Below are 21,687 nucleotides of genomic sequence, written 5' to 3'. Positions count from 1 at the left end.
GTAGCGGTCTTGGGATTCGATGGGATGAGAGCGTTGGAGCAGGTTCCCCCAAACACCACACATCCCTGTGGGAGCGGGCTTGCTCGCGAATGCGGTGGGTCAGTTGACATAAATGCTGACTGACACGACGCCTTCGCGAGCAAGCCCGCTCCCACAGGGGGTTTTGTGTGACGCAAGTTGCATCGTTACCAGGTCAACACCGCCCCTACCGCAAACGTATCGGTGTCTTCGTTCTGTGCACTGGTATCGTGCCCGTCGATGCTGAACTGGTTGTACTCGGCCACCAGTTTCAGGTTGTCATTCACGTCATGGAACAGCGCAATCCCGCGAGTCTTGTAGTCCGCGCCGCTACCCACCACGCCGTTGCCATCGTCATCGGTCTTGCCGTAGGACAGCGCCAAACGGTTCTTGCCCAGTTTGTAGGAGCCCTGCATCAGGTAACCGGTGCTGTCGACGTTGCGCAGCGTGGCTTCGCCGGCGTTGTTGGTGAAGAACGGGTTGATGCCCTTGGCCTGGAAGCCGGAACCGGTCAACGATAGCCCGCCCATTTTTGCCTGCACGCCGTAGCCGAGGCCTTTGGAGGTGACGGATTTGACCGTGGAGTCGGTGTTGTCGGAGGTCTGGTAGCTGCCGTTGACCCAGCTGTAGATCTTCGCCCCGGCGACATCGAACTGGTAGGTGATCTCGCTCTCGGTGCGCGGGTTTTCCTGGTAGGCCTTGCCCAGCGGGCTGCTGTCGTTGGTGTCTACCGGGTCCATGATCCCCACCGCCACGCGCAAGCCGTCCATCACCGGCGTTCTGTAAGTGATTTGCGACGTGGGAAACGGGTACGGATAACCGCTGCCGATATTGCCGAACGACACCCCGCCACCGTCCACCAGCCCCAGGCTGTCGCTGACCTGGCCGTAACCGGCGAGCAGTTCATCGAGCAGGATGTTGGAACGGGCAAACAGGCCGAAGTCTTTGCCGATCAGCACTTCGCCCCACTCCGGATTGGCCACGGTGCCGTAGAACTGCCGCACGTCGATGGCGGTGTCGGTGCCGTTGGTTTCGCTGTCGTTGATGGTGACCCAGAACGAAGCCCGGGCGCCGAGCTTTAAGTCATCGATCTGCTTGCCCATGTTGAAGCCCAGGTAGTTGGGCAGGAAGCCCATCTTGACCCGCGCCTGCCGACGGTCGAACTGATCGCCGGCGCGGTCGACCTTGCTGTTCACATAGAAGGCGTTGATGTAGCCGTCGGTGGAAAACGTGGTCTGGTCCTTGTCGTACAGCATGATCTCGGCTTCAGCCAATGAGCTCAGGCCAAGGGACGACAGGCCGGCGATGACGGCAGGCAAGATTCGATGCGTGAAGTTCTTATTGTTGTGCATGACGCGCTCCGCAACAGGGGACAAGTTGTCGGAGGCGATTATCGAAAGCTGACCGGCGGCGTCATACGCTGCCTTGGCGGCGGTTTTGAAGTGCTTTGGAAGGGCCGGGGATGCGCGGCAAATCCGGCGTAAGACCGGGCCGTGGCAAGGCCCGGAACTTTGGGTGTACGCCTGCGAGCGGTACTGGCGTGCGGAGGAACCGGTCCCGCTTAGACGCCCGCTCTAAACAGCATGTAAGCGGCGACCACGATGCAGACGCTGGCGAAGCCGACTTGCAGGGCGCGGGCCGGAACCCGGGCACACAACTGGCGGCCAATGATCATGCCGACGACGCTGGCGGCGATAAACGCCACGCCCAAACCGTCAATTCTGACGCCGGCATGGAACGCACCGATCACGCCGATGGCCGAAATCAAACTGATCACCATCAACGACGTGGCAACGATCCCGCGCATCTGCACATCGGTCAGTTGCTTGAACGCCGGGACGATCAGGAAACCCCCGCCCACACCGAGCAACCCCGAAACCACGCCGGTCACCGCGCCGAGGGCCGCCAGGGTCGCGGTGCATTTGGCGGTCCAGGAAAAGCGCCCGGTCTGTTGATCGAGCATGCAGTTCTTCTGGCCCCAGTTGGCGTGGCCGTGGTCGCTCGGGCCTTCGTCCTGACGTTCCCGGCGCAACATGCGCCAGGCCACCATGACCATCAGCAGGCTGAACAGGGTCATCAGAATTTTTTCCGGCAACTGATGGGCGAAGTAGATGCCTACCGGGGAAAACACCGCGCCGAGCAAGGCGATCAACAACGCCGCGCGATAACGCACCAGGCCATGGCGCAAGCCGTCGATGGCCCCGACCGCTGCCGCGCTGCCCACTGCAAACAACGCGACCGGCGCCGCTTGGGTCATGCTCCAGCCAAGCCCGAGCACCAACGCCGGCACCGCCAGAATCCCGCCTCCGGCCCCGGTCAGACCGAGGACCAGGCCCATCAGCACACCAAAAAAACTTGCCAGCAACATAGGGTTCTCTCAATCGACCTTGGACAACGCCGTCAGCCACTCGCGGCCCTTGAGCATGCCGTTCCAGTAGAACCACGGCAGCAGCGTCGCCTTGAGCCACCACGCGGAACGCCGGGGCACGGTCGGGTCGAGGGGAAAGGTCGGCAGCAACTTACCGGCATAGCCGAACTCGGCGAGGATCACTTTGCCCTTCTCCACCGTCAGCGGGCAGGAACCGTAGCCGTCGTACTTGAGCGGCAGCGCCAATTCCTTGCGCAGGGCCAGCAGGTTTTCCGCGACCACCACGATTTGCTTGCGCACGGCGGCAGCGGTTTTTGCGTTGCTGGTGGAGCAGATATCGCCCAGGCCGAAGACCTCGGGATAACGCACGTGCTGCAGCGTGTACATGTTGACTTCGCACCAACCGGCGGCGTCGGCCAAGGGGCTTTGGCGGATGAAATCCGGAGAAACCTGAGGGGGCACGACGTGCAGCAAGTCGAAGGTTTTTTCTTCAACCGTCACCGTGCCGTCAGCATCCTTGACCTCGAACCACGCGGTTTTCGCCGGGCCATCGACCTTGATCAGGTTGGAGGTGAAGGCCAGTCGGGCGTTGTATTTTTCGATGTACTTCATCAGCGGCGGCACGAAGGTCGGCACGCCGAACAGTGCAGCGCCGGCGAGGTTGAATTCGACGTCGATGCTGTTCAGCACGCCGTTTTTCAACCAGTGATCGCAGGACAGGTACAGAGCTTTTTGCGGCGCCCCGGCGCATTTGATCGGGATCGGTGGCTGGGTGAAGATCGCCTTGCCGCCACGCAGATTCTTGACCAGTTCCCAAGTGTAGGCTGCGTGTTGATAGCTGTAGTTGGAAGTCACGCCGTGCTGGCCGAGGGTCTCCTGCAAGCCTTCGATCTTCTCCCAGGCCAGGCGCAGGCCGGGGCAGACGATGAGGTTTTGATAGCCTACGGTGCGGCCGTCATTGAGGGTCAGGTACTTGTTGTCGGCGGCGATGTCAGTGACAGAGGCCTGCAACCACGTCGCTTGACGCGGCATGACGCTGGCCATCGAACGCACGGTGTCTTGCACCGCATAGGCGCCACCGCCGACCAGCGTCCAGGCCGGCTGATAGTAATGTTGGGCGTTGGGTTCGATCACGGTGATGTTCAACAACGGATCGCGCTTGAGCAGGCTGGCGACAACACCAATCCCGGCAGTCCCGCCGCCTATCACCACGATGTCTGCACTGATGGTTGGGCCCCAGTGTTGATCGTTCATAGGTTGTTCCCTTTTTACTGCTGCACGCATTTAGCCAGGTCAGGCACGCTCTGTGTAGCAGCTGCCGAGGAACGAGGCTGCGTTCGGCTGCGAAGCAGTCGTCAAACCTGAGCACGCGGTTTACCTGAAACATCGCGCCGCCTGATTTTACGACTGCTTCGCAGCCGAACGCAGCCTCGTTCCTCGGCAGCTGCTACAACGGGCATCGTCATGCCCAGCTTTTCAGTACCGCTCCGCAATACAGGCCGGACAGGGTTTTCATCACTTGAATCACTTCGTGGCTGGCCAGGCCATAGAAAATGTATTTGCCCTCGCGGCGGGTCGCGACCAGGCCTTCATCGCGCAGGATGCCCAGCTGTTGGGACAGTGTGGGCTGGCGCACGCCGGTCATGGTTTCCAGTTCGCCGACATTGCGTTCACCCTGGGTCAACTGGCAGAGAATCAGCAAGCGATCCTCATTAGCCAAAGCCTTGAGCAGCGCGCAAGCTTTGGAGGCCGATGCCCTTAGTTGGGCGACTTCACCTTCGGTCAGACTGGATTGCATTTGCAGGATGCCTTCGACGTCACTTAAGCTGCAGACATTATGTGTAAACATAAAGTGTTGCAACCGGTTACTGTCTTCCCACCCTTTTCACAGGTCCGTGTCCCATGCCCGCGCTGATTGAAGCCTTCCTCGACCCCGCCTCGTCGACCTACAGCTACGTCATCTACGAGCAAGACGGCGGACACTGCGCGATCGTCGACCCGGTGCTCGATTACGACCCCGCCGCCGGGCGCACCACCACTGTCCAGGCCGACCGCGTGATTGCTTTCGTTCGCGCCCATCAGTTGCAGGTGCAATGGCTGCTGGAAACCCACGCCCACGCCGATCACCTGTCCGCCGCGCCGTATTTGCGCCGGGAACTGGGCGGGAAGATTGCGATTGGGCAGTCGATCAGCAAGGTCCAGGGCGTGTTCAAGACCCTGTTCAATCTGGAGCCGGAATTTTGTGTGGACGGCTCGCAGTTCGATCACCTGTTCGCGCCGAACGAGTCGTTCATGATCGGCAACCTCAAGGCCACCGCCCTGCATGTGCCTGGCCATACCCCGGCGGACATGGCGTATCTGATCGATGGCGATGTGATTCTGGTGGGCGACACGCTGTTCATGCCGGATGTCGGCACGGCGCGTTGCGATTTCCCGGGGGGCAATGCGAACCAATTGTTTGCGTCGATCCAGAAGTTGCTGGCCTTCCCCGCTGGCGTGCGGCTTTACGTGTGCCACGACTACCCGCCTGAGGGGCGCGAGCCGCAATGCCAGACTACGGTGGGTGAGCAGCGCCAGAGCAACATTCATGTGCATGACGGTGTTGATGAAGCGGCGTTTGTGCAGATGCGCACCCAGCGTGATGCCGGGTTGGGCATGCCGAATCTGTTGCTGCCGGCGATTCAGGTGAATGTGCGGGCGGGGAATATGCCGCCGGCGGAGGACAACGGCGTGACCTACCTGAAAATCCCCCTGAATAAACTCTGACCCTTGTGGGAGCGGGCTTGCTCGCGAAGGGGCCGTGTCAGTCGACATTGAGGTTGCCTGACACGGCCCCTTCGCGAGCAAGCCCGCTCCCACAAGGGATCTTGCTTAGCTGCCGAGGGTCAACCCATTCGCCGGCAACGGCAGCGCGGTTTTGTAGCGCACTTGCTTCAGCGCAAAACTCGATCGAATGTTGGCAACGCCAGGCACCTTGGTCAGAAAATCCATCATAAACCGCTCCAACGACTGAATCGTCGGCACCAGCACCCGGATCAGATAATCCGGATCCCCCGCCATCAAGTAGCACTCCATCACTTCCGGGCGATCCGAAATCGCCTCTTCGAAATGCGCCAGCGCCTCTTCCACTTGCTTCTCCAGGCTGACATGGATGAACACATTCACATGCAGCCCCAGCAGGTCGGCGTCCAGCAGGGTCACTTGCTCGCGAATCAGCCCCAGTTCCTCCATCGCCTTGACCCGGTTAAAGCACGGGGTCGGCGACAGGTTGACCGAGCGGGCAAGGTCGGCGTTGGTGATGCGGGCGTTCTCCTGAAGGCTGTTGAGAATGCCGATATCGGTACGGTCCAGTTTGCGCATGAGACAAAACCACCTGTTATTTTTGTTTATGCAGATTTTTTATCCTCAAATGACCGCCAACGCAACGAAACACAGATAAATATTCTCCTGCGCCGGGCCTATGATGTTTGTAGGACAAGATTTCCATCACCCATGGAATGACGGTCAGCTCACTACAAGAAATTCACAAGATCGAGCGTAGAAGCCATGAACCAAGCGTACGAACCGCTGCGCCTGCACGTTCCCGAACCCTCGGGCCGTCCCGGCTGCAAAACCGACTTTTCCTACCTGCGTCTGACCGACGCCGGCACGGTGCGCAAACCCCCAATCGACGTTGAGCCGGCCGACACGGCTGATCTGGCCAAGGGCCTGATTCGCGTGCTCGATGACCAGGGCAACGCACTGGGTCCATGGGCCGAAGGCGTGCCGTCGGAGATCCTGCGTAAAGGCATGCGCGCCATGCTCAAGACGCGGATTTTCGACAACCGCATGGTGGTCGCCCAGCGTCAGAAAAAAATGTCGTTCTACATGCAGAGCCTTGGCGAAGAAGCCATCGGCAGCGCCCAGGCCCTGGCCTTGAACATCGACGACATGTGCTTCCCCACCTACCGTCAGCAAAGCATCCTGATGGCCCGGGAAGTGCCACTGGTGGACCTGATCTGCCAACTGCTGTCCAACGAGCGCGATCCGCTCAAGGGACGTCAGTTGCCAATCATGTACTCGGTACGCGATCACGGCTTCTTCACCATTTCCGGCAACCTCGCCACCCAATTCGTACAGGGTGTGGGCTGGGGCATGGCATCGGCGATCAAGGGCGACACCAAAATCGCCTCGGCCTGGATCGGCGACGGCGCCACCGCTGAATCCGACTTCCACACCGCCCTCACCTTCGCCCACGTTTACCGGGCGCCGGTGATCCTCAACGTGGTCAACAACCAGTGGGCGATTTCCACCTTCCAGGCGATTGCCGGTGGCGAAGCCACTACCTTTGCCGGTCGTGGCGTTGGCTGCGGGATTGCCTCCCTGCGGGTCGATGGCAACGATTTCGTCGCGGTCTACGCCGCCTCTGCCTGGGCCGCCGAACGGGCGCGCCGCAACCTCGGTCCGACCATGATCGAGTGGGTCACCTACCGCGCCGGCCCGCACTCCACCTCTGATGATCCTTCGAAATACCGTCCCGCCGACGACTGGAGCCACTTCCCGTTGGGCGATCCGATCGCGCGCCTCAAGCAGCACCTGATCAAGATCGGCCAGTGGTCCGAAGAGGAACACACCGCCGTCAGCGCCGAACTGGAAGCCGAAGTGATCGCCGCGCAGAAAGAAGCCGAGCAGTACGGCACCCTCGCCGGTGGCCAGACGCCAAGCGCCGCGACCATGTTCGAAGACGTCTACAAAGAGATGCCGGAGCACTTGAAGCGCCAGCGTCAAGAGTTGGGGATCTGACATGAACGACCACAACACCAGCATTGAATTGGAAACCGCCATGACCACGACCACCATGACCATGATCCAGGCCCTGCGCTCGGCCATGGACGTGATGCTTGAGCGCGACGACAACGTCGTCGTATTCGGCCAGGACGTGGGTTACTTCGGCGGCGTGTTCCGTTGCACCGAAGGCTTGCAAAGCAAGTACGGCACCTCCCGCGTCTTCGATGCGCCGATCTCCGAAAGCGGGATCGTCGGCGTTGCCGTGGGCATGGGCGCCTATGGCCTGCGCCCGGTGGCGGAGATTCAGTTCGCCGACTACGTGTACCCGGCCTCCGACCAGATCATTTCCGAAGCGGCCCGCCTGCGTTATCGCTCGGCCGGCGAGTTCACCGCGCCGATGACCCTGCGCATGCCTTGCGGCGGCGGCATCTACGGCGGCCAGACCCACAGCCAAAGTATCGAGGCCATGTTTACTCAGGTCTGCGGCTTGCGCACGGTCATGCCATCCAACCCGTACGACGCCAAGGGCTTGCTGATCGCCTCCATCGAAAACGATGACCCGGTGATCTTCCTCGAACCGAAACGCCTGTACAACGGCCCGTTCGATGGTCACCACGACCGCCCGGTAACCCCGTGGTCGAAACACCCTGCCGCACAAGTGCCGGACGGCTACTACACCGTGCCGCTGGACGTCGCCGCCATTGCCCGTCCGGGCAAGGAAGTGACGATCCTGACCTACGGCACCACGGTTTACGTATCGCAAGTTGCCGCTGAAGAAAGCGGTGTCGACGCGGAAGTCATCGACCTGCGCAGCCTGTGGCCGCTGGACCTGGAAACCATCGTCAAATCCGTAAAGAAAACCGGCCGCTGCGTGATCGTTCACGAAGCCACCCGCACCTGCGGTTTCGGCGCCGAACTGGTCGCGCTGGTGCAAGAGCATTGCTTCCACTACCTGGAAGCGCCAATCGAACGCGTCACCGGTTGGGACACCCCCTACCCGCACGCGCAAGAGTGGGCGTATTTCCCAGGGCCGTCCCGAGTGGGCGCGGCGTTGAAACGGGTTATGGAGGTCTGAATGGGCACGCACGTTATTAAAATGCCGGACATTGGCGAAGGCATTGCAGAAGTTGAATTGTCGGTGTGGCACGTCAAGGTTGGCGACATGGTCGTCGAAGATCAGGTGCTGGCCGATGTGATGACCGACAAGGCGATGGTCGACATCCCTTCCCCGGTGCACGGCAAGGTGATTGCGCTGGGCGGTCAGCCGGGCGAAGTCATGGCGGTTGGCAGCATTCTGATCAGCATTGAAGTCGAAGGCGCGGGCAACGTTAAAGAGTCCTCGCAGCCTGTTGCGGCGGTGAAAGAAGCACCGGTTGCGGCGCCTGCGAAAGTTGAAGCCGTCGCTGAAAGCAAACCCGCCGCTGCCGCAGCGCCGCGTGCTGCCGTGTGCCAAGGCCCGATGGTTGCCCGTGAAGCCGATGAACGTCCGCTGGCCTCCCCGGCCGTGCGCAAGCATGCGCTGGACCTCGGCATTCAGTTGCGCCTGGTGCGTGGCACCGGCCCGGCCGGTCGCGTGCTGCACGAAGACCTCGACGCTTATCTGGCCGCAGGTCAGTCGAATGCTTCGACGCCGGTGGCGGCTTACGCCCAGCGCACCGACGAACAGCAAATCCCGGTGATCGGCATGCGCCGCAAGATCGCCCAGCGCATGCAGGACGCGACCCAGCGCGCCGCCCACTTCAGTTATGTCGAGGAAATCGACGTCACCGCCGTGGAAGAACTGCGCGCCCACCTGAACGAAAAACACGGCGCGACTCGCGGCAAGCTGACTTTGCTGCCGTTCCTGGTTCGTGCGCTGGTGGTTGCCTTACGCGACTTCCCGCAGATCAACGCCCGTTACGACGACGAAGCCCAGGTCATCACCCGCCTCGGCGCGGTGCATGTTGGCGTCGCCACCCAAAGCGATATTGGCTTGATGGTGCCGGTGGTGCGTCACGCCGAAGCCCGCAGCTTGTGGGACAGCGCCCAGGAAATCTCGCGTTTGGCCACCGCTGCACGCAATGGCAAGGCCAGCCGCGATGAACTGTCCGGCTCGACCATCACCCTTACCAGCCTCGGCGCGTTGGGCGGCATTGTCAGCACGCCGGTGTTGAACCTGCCGGAAGTGGCGATCGTTGGCGTGAACAAAATCGTCGAACGTCCGATGGTGGTCAAAGGCCAGATCGTGATTCGCAAGATGATGAACCTCTCCAGCTCCTTCGATCACCGGGTGGTCGATGGCATGGACGCGGCGCAATTCATCCAGGCCATCCGTGGCCTGCTCGAACAACCCGCCACCTTGTTTGTGGAGTAAGAGATGCAAACTTTGAACACCACGCTGCTGATCATCGGTGGCGGTCCTGGCGGTTATGTGACGGCGATTCGTGCCGGTCAGTTGGGTATTTCGACCATTCTGGTGGAAGGCGAATCGTTGGGCGGCACCTGCCTGAACATCGGCTGCATTCCATCGAAGGCACTGATTCACGTTGCCGAGCAGTTTCACCAGACACAGCACCACAGCCAACATTCAGCCCTGGGCATCAGCGTTTCGGCGCCGACCCTCGACATCACCAAAAGCGTCGAGTGGAAGGACGGCATCGTTGATCGCCTGACCACCGGCGTTTCGGCGCTGCTGAAGAAACACAAGGTTCAGGTCATTCAAGGCTGGGCCAAGGTGATCGACGGCAAGACCGTTGAAGTCGGCGACACGCGGATTCAGTGCGAACACCTGGTGCTGGCCACCGGGTCGAAAAGCGTGAACCTGCCGATGCTGCCGATTGGTGGGCCGATCATTTCGTCCACCGAAGCCCTGGCGCCGAAGTCCGTGCCTAAACGGCTGATCGTGGTCGGTGGCGGTTACATCGGCCTGGAGCTGGGGATTGCCTATCGCAAGCTCGGCGCCGAGGTCAGTGTGGTCGAGGCTCAGGATCGGATCCTGCCAGCTTATGACGCCGAATTGACGCATCCGGTGCACGAAGCACTGAAACAACTTGGCGTGAAGCTTTACTTGAAGCACAGCGTTCAAGGCTTTGATTCCGCTAGCAATACGCTGCAAGTGCTTGAACCGAATGGCGACACCATTAACCTGGAAACCGATCAGGTACTGGTGGCTGTCGGTCGCAAGCCGAACACTCAGGGCTGGAACCTCGAAGCGCTGAATCTGGCGATGAACGGTTCGGCGATCAAGATCGACAACCGCTGCCAGACCAGCATGCGCAACGTGTACGCCATCGGCGACCTGAGCGGCGAACCGATGCTCGCGCACCGGGCCATGGCCCAGGGCGAGATGGTCGCGGAGCTGATCAGCGGCAAAACCCGCGAGTTCAATCCCACCGCCATCGCCGCCGTGTGCTTTACCGACCCGGAACTGGTGGTGGTCGGCAAGACTCCGGACGAAGCCAAGGCTGCCGGCCTGGACTGCATCGTTTCCAGCTTCCCGTTCGCGGCCAATGGCCGGGCGATGACCCTGGAATCGAAAACCGGCTTCGTGCGGGTGGTCGCTCGTCGGGACAATCACCTGATTGTGGGCTGGCAAGCGGTGGGTGTCGGCGTGTCGGAATTGTCGACTGCATTCGGCCAGAGCCTGGAAATGGGCGCCCGTCTGGAAGACATCGCCGGCACCATCCATGCGCATCCGACGCTGGGCGAAGCGGTGCAGGAAGCGGCGTTGCGTGCTTTGGGGCATGCGCTGCATCTGTAATTCCGGGAAATGATGGTGTAGGTGATGGCCTCTTCGCGAGCAGGCTCGCTCCCACATTTGATCTGTGTCGTACACAAATCCACTGTGGGAGCGGGCTTGCTCGCGAATTCTCAAGGGCGACATCATTTATCTGCCAATCACCCGATAGTCCGGGCTGCGAAACCACCCCGGAATGAAGTATTGTTGTCCCCATCCAAAAAACGTCAGAAGCCTTGAACCGTTTCGGCGGTTGTTAAGTGATAGAGGGTGTCATGGGTAACGAAAGCATCAATTGGGACAAGCTGGGTTTTGACTACATCAAGACCGACAAACGCTATCTGTCGTACTGGCGCAATGGCGAGTGGGACGCAGGCACCCTGACCGAAGATAACGTGCTGCACATCAGCGAAGGCTCGACTGCCCTTCACTATGGCCAGCAGTGCTTCGAAGGCATGAAGGCCTATCGTTGCAAAGACGGCTCGATCAACCTGTTCCGCCCGGACCAGAACGCCCTGCGCATGCAGCGCAGCTGCGCACGCCTGCTGATGCCGTTCGTGGAAACCGAGCAGTTCATCGAAGCCTGCAAAGCCGTGGTTCGCGCCAACGAGCGTTTCATCCCGCCTTACGGCACCGGCGGCGCGCTGTACCTGCGTCCGTTCGTGATCGGCGTGGGTGACAACATCGGCGTGCGTACCGCCCCCGAGTTCATCTTCTCGATTTTCTGCATTCCGGTCGGTGCCTACTTCAAGGGCGGCCTGACCCCGCACAACTTCCTGATCTCCAGCTACGACCGCGCGGCCCCACAAGGCACCGGCGCGGCCAAGGTCGGTGGCAACTACGCCGCCAGCCTGATGCCTGGCTCCCAGGCCAAGAAGGCGCATTTTGCCGACTGCATCTATCTGGACCCGATGACCCACACCAAAATCGAAGAAGTCGGTTCGGCCAACTTCTTCGGGATCACCCACGACAACAAGTTCGTCACCCCGAACTCGCCGTCGGTACTGCCGGGCATCACCCGTCTGTCGTTGATCGAGCTGGCAAAATCGCGTCTGGGCCTGGAAGTGGTCGAAGGCGACGTGTTGATCGACAAGCTGTCGGACTTCAAGGAAGCCGGCGCCTGCGGTACCGCTGCCGTGATCACCCCGATCGGTGGCATCAGCTACAACGATCACCTGCACGTGTTCCACAGCGAAACCGAAGTCGGCCCGGTCACCCAGAAGCTCTACAAAGAGCTGACCGGTGTACAGACCGGCGACATCGAAGCGCCAGCGGGCTGGATCGTCAAGGTTTGACCTGACGCCAGTTGCACAAAAGCCCTCCATTGCCTGGCAATGGGGGGCTTTTTCATGAGACCTGAAGGCAATAGAGATCCCCTGTGGGAGCGGGCTTGCTCGCGAAGAGGCCGGTACATCCAACATAGATGTGACTGATATGCCGCCTTCGCGAGCAAGCCCGCTCCCACACTAATCCCGGTCGAACACATATTCTGTGTTCACGCAGAACCATGTCTGTTGTCTCCCAGCGCAATCCGCTTACCGCCCCTTCCCTTGATCCCACTGGCCTGCCCATCCTGCTGCTTACCGGTACGCGCCTGAGTGATCAACCCCGGAATCAACGCACCTTCCGGCAGGTTTTTCCAGAATCGCGCCGGCAGATGCCCTTGCATCACCTTCGGGTTTAACCGCGCCGGGTTGAAGATATGGCTGTAGTAGGTCAGCCACATATCACCGTGGGGGTCGTCGACGTTTTGCGCCAGCCGTTGCCATTCAACCGGGCATTGGCGTTGGTGAATCAATTGTTCCCCGTCGTAGTAAACCCCGTCGCGAGGCGTGGCGATCAACCAGCGGTGGCGACCCATACGGCGGACGAAATGCTCGCTGGCACTGTGCAGGATGTCGTGGGCCGGTTCATGCCACGCGACATATTGCGGGCCTTCGGTGGCTAGAGGTCGCTCCACGAAACGCACGAACGCATGCAAATGATGGGCTTCGCGCTGCACTTGCTTGATCCGCCGTTGCAGTTCGCTACCGAGCTTATCGCCGGCCAGCATCGCCGTGCGGTCGCCATGACTGACCCGCCACAACACTTCATACAGCAGGCTCCAGCGCTGGTCGCCGCGATAACGTGCGGCGCTTTCAAGGATGCCCAGCAACGCCAACGGGATTCGCGCCTGGAACGGACCATTGCCATCGGGAGGCGCATCATCGCTGGCAAACAGATCCGCAACCCCCTCCGAAGCCCAACTCACCAGACTCGGATCAACCTCATGACTGAGCAACCACCGCGCCTGCTGGCGCCAGGTCTCGAACAGGTCGTCGCAATCCAGATTGATCATCCCCACAACCCCATTTGCTGCGGCTGCGGCCGATCGCGCAGTTGCTGATACAGCAAGTGGCTGGTGACTTCCGCCTGCTGCGGGTGGTAATCGCTGGTGATGAAGAACGGCTTGGCCTTGGCAAGCACGCAGCGCATGCGCGCCAGGTCTTCGTAGCGAATGCGCCGCTGCTGGCGCAGTTCCACCAGTCGCTCGGTGGTGCGCAGGCCAATCCCGGGAATGCGCGCGATCAATGAGGCCGCGGCGCGGTTGAGGTCCAGAGGAAACACCTCGCGATTCTCCAGAGCCCAGGCCAGCTTCGGGTCCATGTCCAATGCCAGATGCCCCGGCCCCTTGAACAATTCGCCAGCGGTGAATCCGTAGCTGCGCAATAGAAAATCGGCCTGGTACAAGCGGTGTTCGCGCATCAGCGGTGGCGCGGCGAGCGGCACGCTTTTCGGACTGTTGGGGATCGGGCTGAACGCCGAGTAATAGACCCGGCGCAGGCGATAGTTGCCATACAACGCCTGGGCGCTATGCAAAATGGTGCTGTCGTCCGTGTCATCGGCGCCGACGATCATCTGGGTGCTCTGCCCCGCCGGGGCGAACTTCGGCGCCCGAGGCTCATTGAGTACGGTTTGCTCGCCGGTGTAGATCGTCTGCATCGCCTGCTTGATCGAGCCGAGCTGCTTTTCCGGAGCCAGGGTTTGCAGGCTGGCATCCGTGGGCAGTTCGATATTGACACTGAGCCGATCGGCATAGCGCCCCGCCTCTTCGATCAATGCCGGATCGGCTTCGGGAATGGTCTTGAGGTGGATGTAGCCCCGGAACTCGTGGTCTTCACGCAGCAATTTGGCCACGCGGATCAACTGTTCCATGGTGTAGTCCGCGGAACGGATGATCCCGGAACTGAGAAACAACCCGCTGACACAGTTGCGCCGGTAGAAGTCCATGGTCAGCGTGACCACTTCTTCAGGCGTGAACCGCGCCCGGGGTACGTCGCTGGAACGGCGATTGACGCAGTATTGGCAGTCGTAGAGACAGAAATTGGTCAGCAGGATTTTCAGCAGCGACACGCAACGCCCGTCCGGCGTGTAGCTGTGGCAAATGCCCATGCCATCGGTGGAACCCAGGCCGCTCTTGCCCTCGGAGCTGCGCTTGGGCGCACCGCTGCTGGCGCAGGAGGCGTCGTACTTCGCCGCGTCGGCGAGAATGCTGAGCTTGTCGATGAGTTCCATGGTCAACGCCTGATACTGTTCAGATATACAGTATAGAGTCGCCCCTCAGGACACAACCCACCAGCGCACCTCTCATCGGACAGGATGAAATCGGCGCCCTTTTCAATTCGTCACTAAACTTGCCGCGAGCACTCGCAATCGACAGGTATCAGGAAACCATGGGCAAACTCTGGCGAAAGTATCTGGCCTTGCTGGACACCGACTTCACCACGCAGGTGTTCGATAACATCAAGAACCTGTTGGTCTGCGCATTACTGTTCGCGGCGGGCACTAATGCGTTGCACAGCGAGCACCATCCGTACATGGGGCTGCTCACCTCGAACGTCGCGGGCTGGGCGCTGATTACGGTGTCGGCGCTGCTGATGCTGCTCAGCGTCAGCGACGGTCTGCGGCGCCTGTCCCGACTGCCGTATCACACGGCATTCCAGGTGATTTTGTTTTTGATCTACCTGATTCTGGCAGTGCGGGTAGTGGAGTACGTCTGGGATTTTCGTGCGTAGGAAAGATCCGCCGGTAACACCAGCTCAAACCGTGCGCCCATCTCCTTGCGCCCCGCCGCCGTCAACGCCAATGCCCGACTGTCCAGGTCCTGGGTCACCCATTTGCGCTTGATCACCACCTGCAACAACGCCGCCCCCAGCGAACCGCCCAGGTGCGGCCGGCGCATGCTCCAATCCAGACACGGGCAAGCGAAGCGACGGCGCATCGTGCTCAAATCCTTGACCTCGATACCCAACCCTTCGAAAAACCCTTCGCCACTGTCGCTCAGCTGATAAACCTGCTCATCGGTTTCCAGCAACCACCCTGCTTCGATCATTCGGTCATGCAGCAACACCGCCAGGGTGCCGGCCATGTGGTCGTAGCAAGTGCGGGCGAATTGCAGGCGATCCGGCGTGCGCGGATTGAAGGTCGGCGCGGCGTTCTGGCCGATCACCATCAAGGCTTCCAGCGCCTGGGCCACGCGTTTGTCGGCGAGGCTGTAATAACGATGACGGCCCTGGACGTGCAGCCGCACCAGCGCCAGCTCCTTGAGTTTGGCCAGGTGTGCGCTGGCGGTGGATGCGCTGACCTCGGCAATCGTCGCCAGCTCGGTGCTGGTGCGGGCGTGGCCGTCCATCAGCGAACAGAGGATTTTCGTCCGGGCCGGCTCCGCAATCGCAGCCGCCACCTGAGAGACGCCGATGTCGTGTTGTTCAACGTTCATATTTCGCTCCCGGACGAATCAAGGCCCTTGTGAACTGGAGATAGTAGCAACACTTTCCCCACCACGAACAAGGCTGCGACCCATGGACCCGATCATCGCTGCGACTCATGCCGATCCTTATCCCTACTACGCACAACTGCGCGCCGAGGGCGGGCTGGTTTTTCATCAAGGGCTGAAACTGTGGGTGGCCAGCAGTGCCGCTGCGGTCGCGGCGGTGTTGGCGCATCCGGATTGCCACGTGCGTCCTTCGGCTGAACCGGTACCGAAGACGATTGCTGAAGGTCTGGCCGGTGAGGTATTTGGTCGACTGATGCGGATGAATGAAGGTGAGCGGCAACGTTGTCCCCGCTCAGCCATTGAGCCGGGACTGGCGCTGGTTGATGTGCATGAAGTGCAGTCGCTGGTCAGAGCGCGGTTGATCACCCCGGACGCCGAGGGTTTGTCCAAGGCAATGTTTCGCGGGCCGGTTTGTGTGGTGGCGGCGTTGTTGGGGTTTTCACCGGCTCAGGCTCGGTTCGCCAGCGAATTGACCGCCGACTTTGTGGCTTGTCTGTCGCCGCTGAGCAATCCCGTTCAACTGGATGCTGCCCACGCGGCGGCTGAACAATTGCGCGGTTATTTCATTGAGTTGCTGGAGGATCCGGATGCACAAAGTCCACTGCTGCTTGGCATTCGGCAGCGATTCGCGTCTTCGGACAATGAAATGCTGATCGCCAACCTGATCGGGTTGTGCTCGCAAACCTATGAAGCTACGGCCGGGCTGATTGGCAATGCGCTGGTGGCGTTGATTCGCAACCCGTCATTGCAACGTGATTTACCCTCCACTGACAACCTGATCGCAGAAACCCAGCGCTTCAATCCATCGGTACAAAACACCCGCCGCTTTGTCGCAGCGCCTTGCGAAATCGACGGCGTGAGCCTGAAGCCCGGCGACATCATCCTGGTGCTGCTGGCCTCGGCCAATCGCGATCCGCAGATCAACGACAGCCCCGACGCGTTTATCCTCGACCGTCCGAATCGTCGCAGTTTTACCTTCGGTAGCGGCCGCCATCAATGTCCGGGGCAGCTTTTGGCGTTGAGCATCGCCAGCGCAACGTTGACGCAGATACTTGCGCTGAAACCTGCGTTGGACGGTTTGACCTGGCAGTACCGCGCTTCCCTCAATGGCAGGATTCCACTGTTCAGCGAGGTGTAAAACACCTGATCGACCGCGTTATCGTTCTTCGCGAGCAAGCCCGCTCCCACAGGAAAATGCATTCTAAATGTGGGAGCCGGCTTGCTCGCGAAGACGGCCTGGCAAACGACACATCATCGCCAGACTGACGGGATCGTTCCTACGCTCCGCGTGGGAATGCAGCCAGGGACGCTCCGCGTCCCAAAGGGCGAACGCGGAGCGTCCGGTGAGGCATTCCCACGCAGAGCGTGGGAACGATCGCCACACCGAGTCAGTCGCGGCTTCGGCGATCACCGCGCGTGGTCACATTGCCCGCAGACACGGTGAGATGGATATGGAAGTCGTGATGCCGGCGTTAGATGCGGCTAAGGAAAAATTCCCCGCGCTTGGAGCGACTGTGGCAGACACGCTTGATGATATTGAGATGTTCACCAGACTTGCTGAATCAAAATCATGTTCCAGCCCAATTCAGTGACGGGATCGTTCCCACGCTCCGCGTGGGAATGCAGCCAGGGACGCTCCGCGTCCCAAAGGGCGAACGCGGAGCGTCCGGTGAGGCATTCCCACGCAGAGCGTGGGAACGATCGCCAGCCAGCAAAAACTACGGTCAATCCATCAATCATCCCGCGTCAAAACCTCCAGCAATTCAATCTCAAAGATCAGATTCGAATTCGGCGGAATCGACCCCATCGTGCGCTCGCCATACGCCAGGTGCGCCGGTACCAGCAGCTTGCGCTTGCCGCCCACCTGCATGCCCATGATCCCCTGGTCCCAGCCTTTGATGACCCGGCCAGTCCCGATCACGCACTGAAAAGGCTTGCCTCGGCTGTAGGAAGAATCGAACTCGGTGCCGTCCTCCAGCCATCCGCGATATTGCGTGGTGATCAGCGCGCCTTTGACCGCTGCTTTGCCGTCCCCCTGTTCAAGGTCGATTACCTGAAGCTCATCATTCATTACATGCACTCGTCTGTTCATTCCCTCGCAAGGGCTCTTGGGCGTCGTTTTCCCAGAATTGCGAGCAATTGGCAACCGTTCGGCGCGGTTTGGATCTGTTTACGCTCGTCAGCGTGAACTAAGATAAGCAGCATCACCCCCACGGTTGAACCCGCCATGACGGCCATCCCTGAATGAGTTTCCTCTGGATCAGCGCTGCCATTGGCTCAGTGATGCTTACCCTGCTGGTCGCGCTGCTCTGTCGGCAGTATTCCCTGCAACAGCAGTTGACCGAATGCCGTGCACTGATCGCCAATCTGTCCAAGGGACAAAACATTCATCTGGACGGCGACGCCGAGCGCTTCAAGCGCAGCCAGTATTTCGCGCGCATCGGCACTTGGGACTGGGATGTGGACACCGACAAGCTCTACTGGTCGGAGGCGATCTACGGCATGTTCGGGTTCAAGATCGGCGAGGTTACGCCCTCCTACGCCTTGTTCTGTTCCTGCGTGCACCCGGACGACCGGGCCAAGGTCCGCGCCGGTGAGATGCGCTGCCTGGAAACCGGCGAGAACCATGACGAGGAATACCGCGTGGTCTGGCCCGACGGCACCATCCGCTGGTTGCGCGAAACCGGCAATGTGGTGAAAAACGACCACGACACCACGATCAAAATGATGGGCGTAGTGCGCGACATCAGCGAAGAAAAAGCCTCCGCCAGTTACCTGCAACACCTGGCCCACTACGACCCGCTGACCGGCCTGCCCAATCGCATTGTTTTGGAAGAACGCCTGGCCGAAGCGCTTGAACAGGCGCGGATCAGCGCGACACGAGTAGCGCTGGTGTTTGTCGATCTCAACGGTTTCAAGGCGATCAACGATCATTACGGCCATGCGGCGGGCGACCGGGTGCTGGTCACCACCGCGACCCGCCTCAAGAAAATCCTGCGTTCAACCGACACCGTCGCCCGGATTGGCGGCGACGAATTCGTGGTTATCCTGCAAGGCCTGCCTCCGGGCATCAACTTGCAGGACGAAGCCCGCAGCATCTGTCAGAACATTTTCGTCGAACTCTCACCGCCGGTAACGATTGGCAACGATCAGCGGCACATTGGCACCAGCCTTGGGGTCGCGGTGTTCCCGGATCATGCGCCGAGCATGGATCGGCTGATTCATATTGCGGATCTGGCGATGTATGAGGCGAAGCGGAGTGGGAATAATCAGTATCGGTTGGGGACCACCAGTCCGGCGCGTGCTCATAGCGAATAACTCCGAACACGCGCCAGGGTTGCGCGGCTTACCGCTCCACCGGCGTGACATCCACAATCGTCCCGCTGGTAATCAACACCATCATGTATTTGTCATTGATCTGCACCCACTGCGCATCAGACGCCGGCGCCTTCAGGCCTTTCGCCTTCCAGTTCTTCACGGCTTTTTCACTGCGCTGATAAACCTCCGGCGCACGGTCGCCTTTCACCAGACTACGGGAGTTGTTGGCGCCGGGCTGGACGGTTTTTTGCGCCGTTTCGGCGGCTTGGACGATAGGACTGATAGCGGTAATACCTGCGACAAGGGCGAGGCTGGCGATAAGGGTTTTGCTGTTCATCGGTGAACCTCTTGGGATGTCGTGACTACTGAGTTCCGACTGCGCGAGTGGCGAATCATTCCTTACTGTAGCGATGATTCTGCGGGCCACTGTATCGGGGACTGTGCATCGGCTCGGCGTAAGCTGCGAAAAAAGCCATCGGGATTCGCCATGCACATCGCCATTCTGACCTTCGACGGTTTCAACGAACTGGATTCGCTGATCGCCTACGGCATGCTCAGCCGGATTTCTCTGCTGGGGGACCAGGACTGGCGGGTGAGCATTGCCTCGCCGACGCCCCGAGTGACGTCGATGAACGGTTTGACCATCGATTCGCATATCAATCTGCAGCACGCCTGCGAAGCCGATGCGGTGCTGTTCGGCAGCGGCAGGAAGACTAGCGACGTGGCCAGTGACCCGGCGATCATGGATCAACTCAGATTCGACCCGACCCGACAACTGCTGGGAGCGCAATGCTCTGGCACGTTCCTGTTGGCCAGACTCGGTCTGCTCGGTGATGCACCGGCGTGCACCGATACCACCAGCAAGCCGTGGGTGCAGGCGGCTGGTGTGAATGTCGTGAATCAGGCGTTTTATGCCAACGGCAACATTGCCACGGCGGGTGGCTGTTTTTCGTCGCAGTATCTGTCGGCGTGGTTTTTGGCGCGGCTCAAGGGCGCTGAAGCGGCGCGGGAAGTGCTGCACTACTTCGCGCCGGTGAGTGAGAAGGATGAGTATGTGGCTCGGGGGATGGCGCATATCGAAGGGTACATCTGACGGGAGGGTTGTCTGTTCGGACGCCTTCGCGAGCAAGCCCGCTCCCACATTTGTTCGCGGTCGTTCGCTAATTCTGTGTTTGCTGAAGACCCCTGAGGGAGCGAGCCTGCTCGCGAAAGCGGTGTGTCTGGCGACCACAACCCCAGGCACATTGATCCACCCCGCGCATCAATGCATGCCAACTATGCAATTAACATATCGATGCCCCTGCTCCACTATCCGCCCCAATAAGAACCGTGCGCCGCCCCCACGCGGCGCACGTCATAAAAGCGGTGGAGTACAGGTCAATGACAGCAGCAATCCCTTCCGGTCGTTCCCGGGCCGGTGCGATTTTCCGGGTCACGTCGGGCAATTTCCTCGAACAGTTCGATTTCTTCCTTTTCGGTTTCTATGCCACGCAGATCGCGGCGGTGTTCTTCCCGGCCAGCAGCGAATTCGCCTCGCTGATGATGACCTTCGCCGTGTTCGGTGCCGGTTTCCTGATGCGTCCGCTCGGCGCCGTGGTGCTGGGTGCCTACATCGATGACGTGGGCCGGCGCAAAGGGCTAATCGTCACGCTGTCGATCATGGCCAGTGGCACGATTTTGATTGTGCTGGTGCCCGGATATGAAAGCATTGGGCTGTTCGCGCCGGCCATCGTGTTGATCGGTCGTTTGCTGCAAGGCTTCTCTGCGGGTGCGGAAATGGGCGGTGTCTCGGTGTACCTCTCGGAGATCGCCACGCCAGGCAACAAGGGCTTTTTCACCAGTTGGCAGTCCGCCAGCCAGCAAGTGGCGATCATCGTCGCGGCAGCACTGGGTTATGGGCTGAACCAATGGATGGCGCCGGCCATGATTGCCGACTGGGGCTGGCGGATTCCGTTTTTCGTGGGCTGCATGATCGTGCCGTTCATCTTCTTCCTGCGCCGCAACCTGGAAGAAACCGAAGAGTTCGCCGCGCGCAAACACCGCCCGAGCATGGGCGATGTGTTCCGCACACTCGCGCAGAACTGGGTGATCGTGTTCGCAGGGATGATGATGGTCGCCCTGACTACTACCGCGTTTTACCTGATCACCGTGTACGCACCGACCTTCGGTAAAACCGTGTTGCACTTGAGCACGTCCGATGCGTTGCTGGTGACGCTGCTGGTCGGTGTTTCCAACTTCTTCTGGCTGCCGTTGGGCGGCGCGTTGTCCGATCGCATCGGGCGGCGTCCGGTGCTGATCGCCATGGCTTTACTGACCATGGCCACGGCCTATCCGGCGCTGACGTATCTAGTGAACGCGCCGAGTTTCATCAACATGCTGCTGGTGTTGCTGTGGCTGTCGTTCATCTATGGCTTGTACAACGGCGCGATGATCGCCGCGCTCACCGAAATCATGCCGGTGGAAGTGCGAGTCGCGGGGTTCTCGCTGGCGTACAGCCTGGCCACCGCCGTGTTTGGTGGTTTCACCCCGGCGATGTCGACCATGCTGATCCAGTACACCGGCGACAAGGCTGCGCCCGGTTACTGGATGAGTTTTGCCGCGCTTTGTGCGCTGTGCTCGACGCTTTTTCTCTATCGCCGCGCTTCCGGGCGCCTGCAACCGGCCGTGTCGTGACCGACCTTTGAC

General features: G+C 60.4%; 22 protein-coding genes. 12 read left to right on the top strand and 10 right to left on the bottom strand.

The features are described 5' to 3' along the window. Positions 1–185 precede the first annotated feature (185 nt). The 4 genes from ACIQY3_RS02780 to ACIQY3_RS02765 all read right to left on the bottom strand — a co-directional run bounded on the left by ACIQY3_RS02780 (position 186) and on the right by ACIQY3_RS02765 (position 4,184). Positions 186–1,370 (bottom strand): porin, encoded by a 1,185-nt coding sequence (locus tag ACIQY3_RS02780; RefSeq protein WP_403017019.1) that lies wholly within the window; start codon positions 1,368–1,370, stop codon positions 186–188. Between the two features lie 209 nt (positions 1,371–1,579). Continuing rightward, on the bottom strand, positions 1,580–2,386 hold the full coding sequence (locus ACIQY3_RS02775) for a sulfite exporter TauE/SafE family protein (RefSeq protein WP_403017017.1): 807 nt from the start codon (positions 2,384–2,386) through the stop codon (positions 1,580–1,582). A gap of 9 nt (positions 2,387–2,395) precedes the next feature. Further along, positions 2,396–3,640 carry an FAD/NAD(P)-binding oxidoreductase gene (locus ACIQY3_RS02770; RefSeq protein WP_403017015.1) on the bottom strand — a complete coding sequence of 415 codons (1,245 nt, stop codon included), beginning with the start codon at positions 3,638–3,640 and terminating at the stop codon, positions 2,396–2,398. Positions 3,641–3,848: 208 nt separating this feature from the next. Continuing rightward, positions 3,849–4,184, bottom strand: a complete 336-nt coding sequence (locus ACIQY3_RS02765; protein ID WP_403017013.1) for an ArsR/SmtB family transcription factor — start codon at positions 4,182–4,184, stop codon at positions 3,849–3,851. 104 nt (positions 4,185–4,288) lie between these two features. Between ACIQY3_RS02765 and ACIQY3_RS02760 the strand changes: the two genes are divergently transcribed. Next, positions 4,289–5,152: an MBL fold metallo-hydrolase gene (locus tag ACIQY3_RS02760; protein WP_403017011.1), complete on the top strand. Its 864-nt coding sequence runs from the start codon at positions 4,289–4,291 to the stop codon at positions 5,150–5,152. Positions 5,153–5,257: 105 nt separating this feature from the next. Here the strand turns inward: ACIQY3_RS02760 and bkdR are convergent, their stop codons facing one another. Beyond that, positions 5,258–5,746: a Bkd operon transcriptional regulator BkdR gene (bkdR, locus tag ACIQY3_RS02755; RefSeq protein ID WP_092269679.1), complete on the bottom strand. Its 489-nt coding sequence runs from the start codon at positions 5,744–5,746 to the stop codon at positions 5,258–5,260. Positions 5,747–5,932: 186 nt separating this feature from the next. Here bkdR and ACIQY3_RS02750 point away from each other — a divergent pair, with 186 nt between their 5' ends. From ACIQY3_RS02750 to ACIQY3_RS02730, 5 genes are all read left to right on the top strand, one after another. Continuing rightward, complete coding sequence (locus ACIQY3_RS02750) at positions 5,933–7,168, top strand: 3-methyl-2-oxobutanoate dehydrogenase (2-methylpropanoyl-transferring) subunit alpha (RefSeq protein ID WP_403017009.1); 1,236 nt, start codon at positions 5,933–5,935, stop codon at positions 7,166–7,168. Between the two features lies 1 nt (position 7,169). After that, positions 7,170–8,228: an alpha-ketoacid dehydrogenase subunit beta gene (locus tag ACIQY3_RS02745; protein ID WP_054054417.1), complete on the top strand. Its 1,059-nt coding sequence runs from the start codon at positions 7,170–7,172 to the stop codon at positions 8,226–8,228. Continuing rightward, a complete protein-coding gene (locus ACIQY3_RS02740; RefSeq protein WP_403017007.1) occupies positions 8,229–9,506 on the top strand; it encodes a dihydrolipoamide acetyltransferase family protein in 1,278 nt (425 codons plus the stop codon). Between the two features lie 3 nt (positions 9,507–9,509). Next, positions 9,510–10,892 (top strand): dihydrolipoyl dehydrogenase, encoded by a 1,383-nt coding sequence (gene lpdA, locus ACIQY3_RS02735; protein ID WP_403017004.1) that lies wholly within the window; start codon positions 9,510–9,512, stop codon positions 10,890–10,892. A gap of 251 nt (positions 10,893–11,143) precedes the next feature. After that, complete coding sequence (locus ACIQY3_RS02730; RefSeq protein ID WP_054615175.1) at positions 11,144–12,163, top strand: branched-chain amino acid aminotransferase; 1,020 nt, start codon at positions 11,144–11,146, stop codon at positions 12,161–12,163. A gap of 200 nt (positions 12,164–12,363) precedes the next feature. Here the strand turns inward: ACIQY3_RS02730 and ACIQY3_RS02725 are convergent, their stop codons facing one another. Further along, a complete protein-coding gene (locus tag ACIQY3_RS02725; RefSeq protein WP_403017001.1) occupies positions 12,364–13,206 on the bottom strand; it encodes a TIGR03915 family putative DNA repair protein in 843 nt (280 codons plus the stop codon). Next, a complete protein-coding gene (locus ACIQY3_RS02720; protein WP_403016999.1) occupies positions 13,203–14,423 on the bottom strand; it encodes a putative DNA modification/repair radical SAM protein in 1,221 nt (406 codons plus the stop codon). Before ACIQY3_RS02720 ends, ACIQY3_RS02725 begins: the two co-directional genes overlap by 4 nt. Positions 14,424–14,581: 158 nt before the next feature. On the opposite strand from ACIQY3_RS02720, the gene ACIQY3_RS02715 reads away from it, so the two are divergent. After that, positions 14,582–14,923: a hypothetical protein gene (locus tag ACIQY3_RS02715; RefSeq protein WP_403016997.1), complete on the top strand. Its 342-nt coding sequence runs from the start codon at positions 14,582–14,584 to the stop codon at positions 14,921–14,923. On the opposite strand, the gene ACIQY3_RS02710 is transcribed toward ACIQY3_RS02715, so the two are convergent. Continuing rightward, entirely contained in the window at positions 14,869–15,627 is a 759-nt protein-coding gene (locus ACIQY3_RS02710) for an ArsR/SmtB family transcription factor (RefSeq protein WP_403016995.1), read from the bottom strand. The genes ACIQY3_RS02715 and ACIQY3_RS02710 overlap by 55 nt on opposite strands. A gap of 82 nt (positions 15,628–15,709) precedes the next feature. Here ACIQY3_RS02710 and ACIQY3_RS02705 point away from each other — a divergent pair, with 82 nt between their 5' ends. Both ACIQY3_RS02705 and ACIQY3_RS02700 read left to right on the top strand, forming a co-directional pair. Next, positions 15,710–16,822 (top strand): cytochrome P450, encoded by a 1,113-nt coding sequence (locus ACIQY3_RS02705; RefSeq protein ID WP_403016993.1) that lies wholly within the window; start codon positions 15,710–15,712, stop codon positions 16,820–16,822. Positions 16,823–17,135: 313 nt separating this feature from the next. After that, positions 17,136–17,276 carry a hypothetical protein gene (locus ACIQY3_RS02700; RefSeq protein ID WP_403016991.1) on the top strand — a complete coding sequence of 47 codons (141 nt, stop codon included), beginning with the start codon at positions 17,136–17,138 and terminating at the stop codon, positions 17,274–17,276. 140 nt (positions 17,277–17,416) lie between these two features. On the opposite strand, the gene ACIQY3_RS02695 is transcribed toward ACIQY3_RS02700, so the two are convergent. Then, entirely contained in the window at positions 17,417–17,755 is a 339-nt protein-coding gene (locus tag ACIQY3_RS02695; RefSeq protein WP_403016989.1) for an FKBP-type peptidyl-prolyl cis-trans isomerase, read from the bottom strand. A 173-nt stretch (positions 17,756–17,928) separates the two neighbouring features. Here ACIQY3_RS02695 and ACIQY3_RS02690 point away from each other — a divergent pair, with 173 nt between their 5' ends. Beyond that, positions 17,929–19,002 carry a diguanylate cyclase domain-containing protein gene (locus ACIQY3_RS02690; RefSeq protein ID WP_403016988.1) on the top strand — a complete coding sequence of 358 codons (1,074 nt, stop codon included), beginning with the start codon at positions 17,929–17,931 and terminating at the stop codon, positions 19,000–19,002. Between the two features lie 28 nt (positions 19,003–19,030). On the opposite strand, the gene ACIQY3_RS02685 is transcribed toward ACIQY3_RS02690, so the two are convergent. Next, on the bottom strand, positions 19,031–19,339 hold the full coding sequence (locus tag ACIQY3_RS02685) for an RcnB family protein (RefSeq protein WP_403016986.1): 309 nt from the start codon (positions 19,337–19,339) through the stop codon (positions 19,031–19,033). Between the two features lie 150 nt (positions 19,340–19,489). Here ACIQY3_RS02685 and ACIQY3_RS02680 point away from each other — a divergent pair, with 150 nt between their 5' ends. Next, on the top strand, positions 19,490–20,095 hold the full coding sequence (locus ACIQY3_RS02680; protein WP_403016984.1) for a DJ-1/PfpI family protein: 606 nt from the start codon (positions 19,490–19,492) through the stop codon (positions 20,093–20,095). 287 nt (positions 20,096–20,382) lie between these two features. Further along, positions 20,383–21,675, top strand: coding sequence for an MFS transporter (locus ACIQY3_RS02675; protein WP_403016982.1), 1,293 nt, complete (start codon positions 20,383–20,385; stop codon positions 21,673–21,675). Positions 21,676–21,687 lie beyond the last annotated feature (12 nt).

The organism is Pseudomonas sp. NPDC096950 (assembly GCF_044762525.1).
GTDB lineage: Bacteria > Pseudomonadota > Gammaproteobacteria > Pseudomonadales > Pseudomonadaceae > Aquipseudomonas.
Note: the sequence above shows the minus strand (reverse complement) of the source record. Positions and strands in the feature narration are given on the sequence as shown.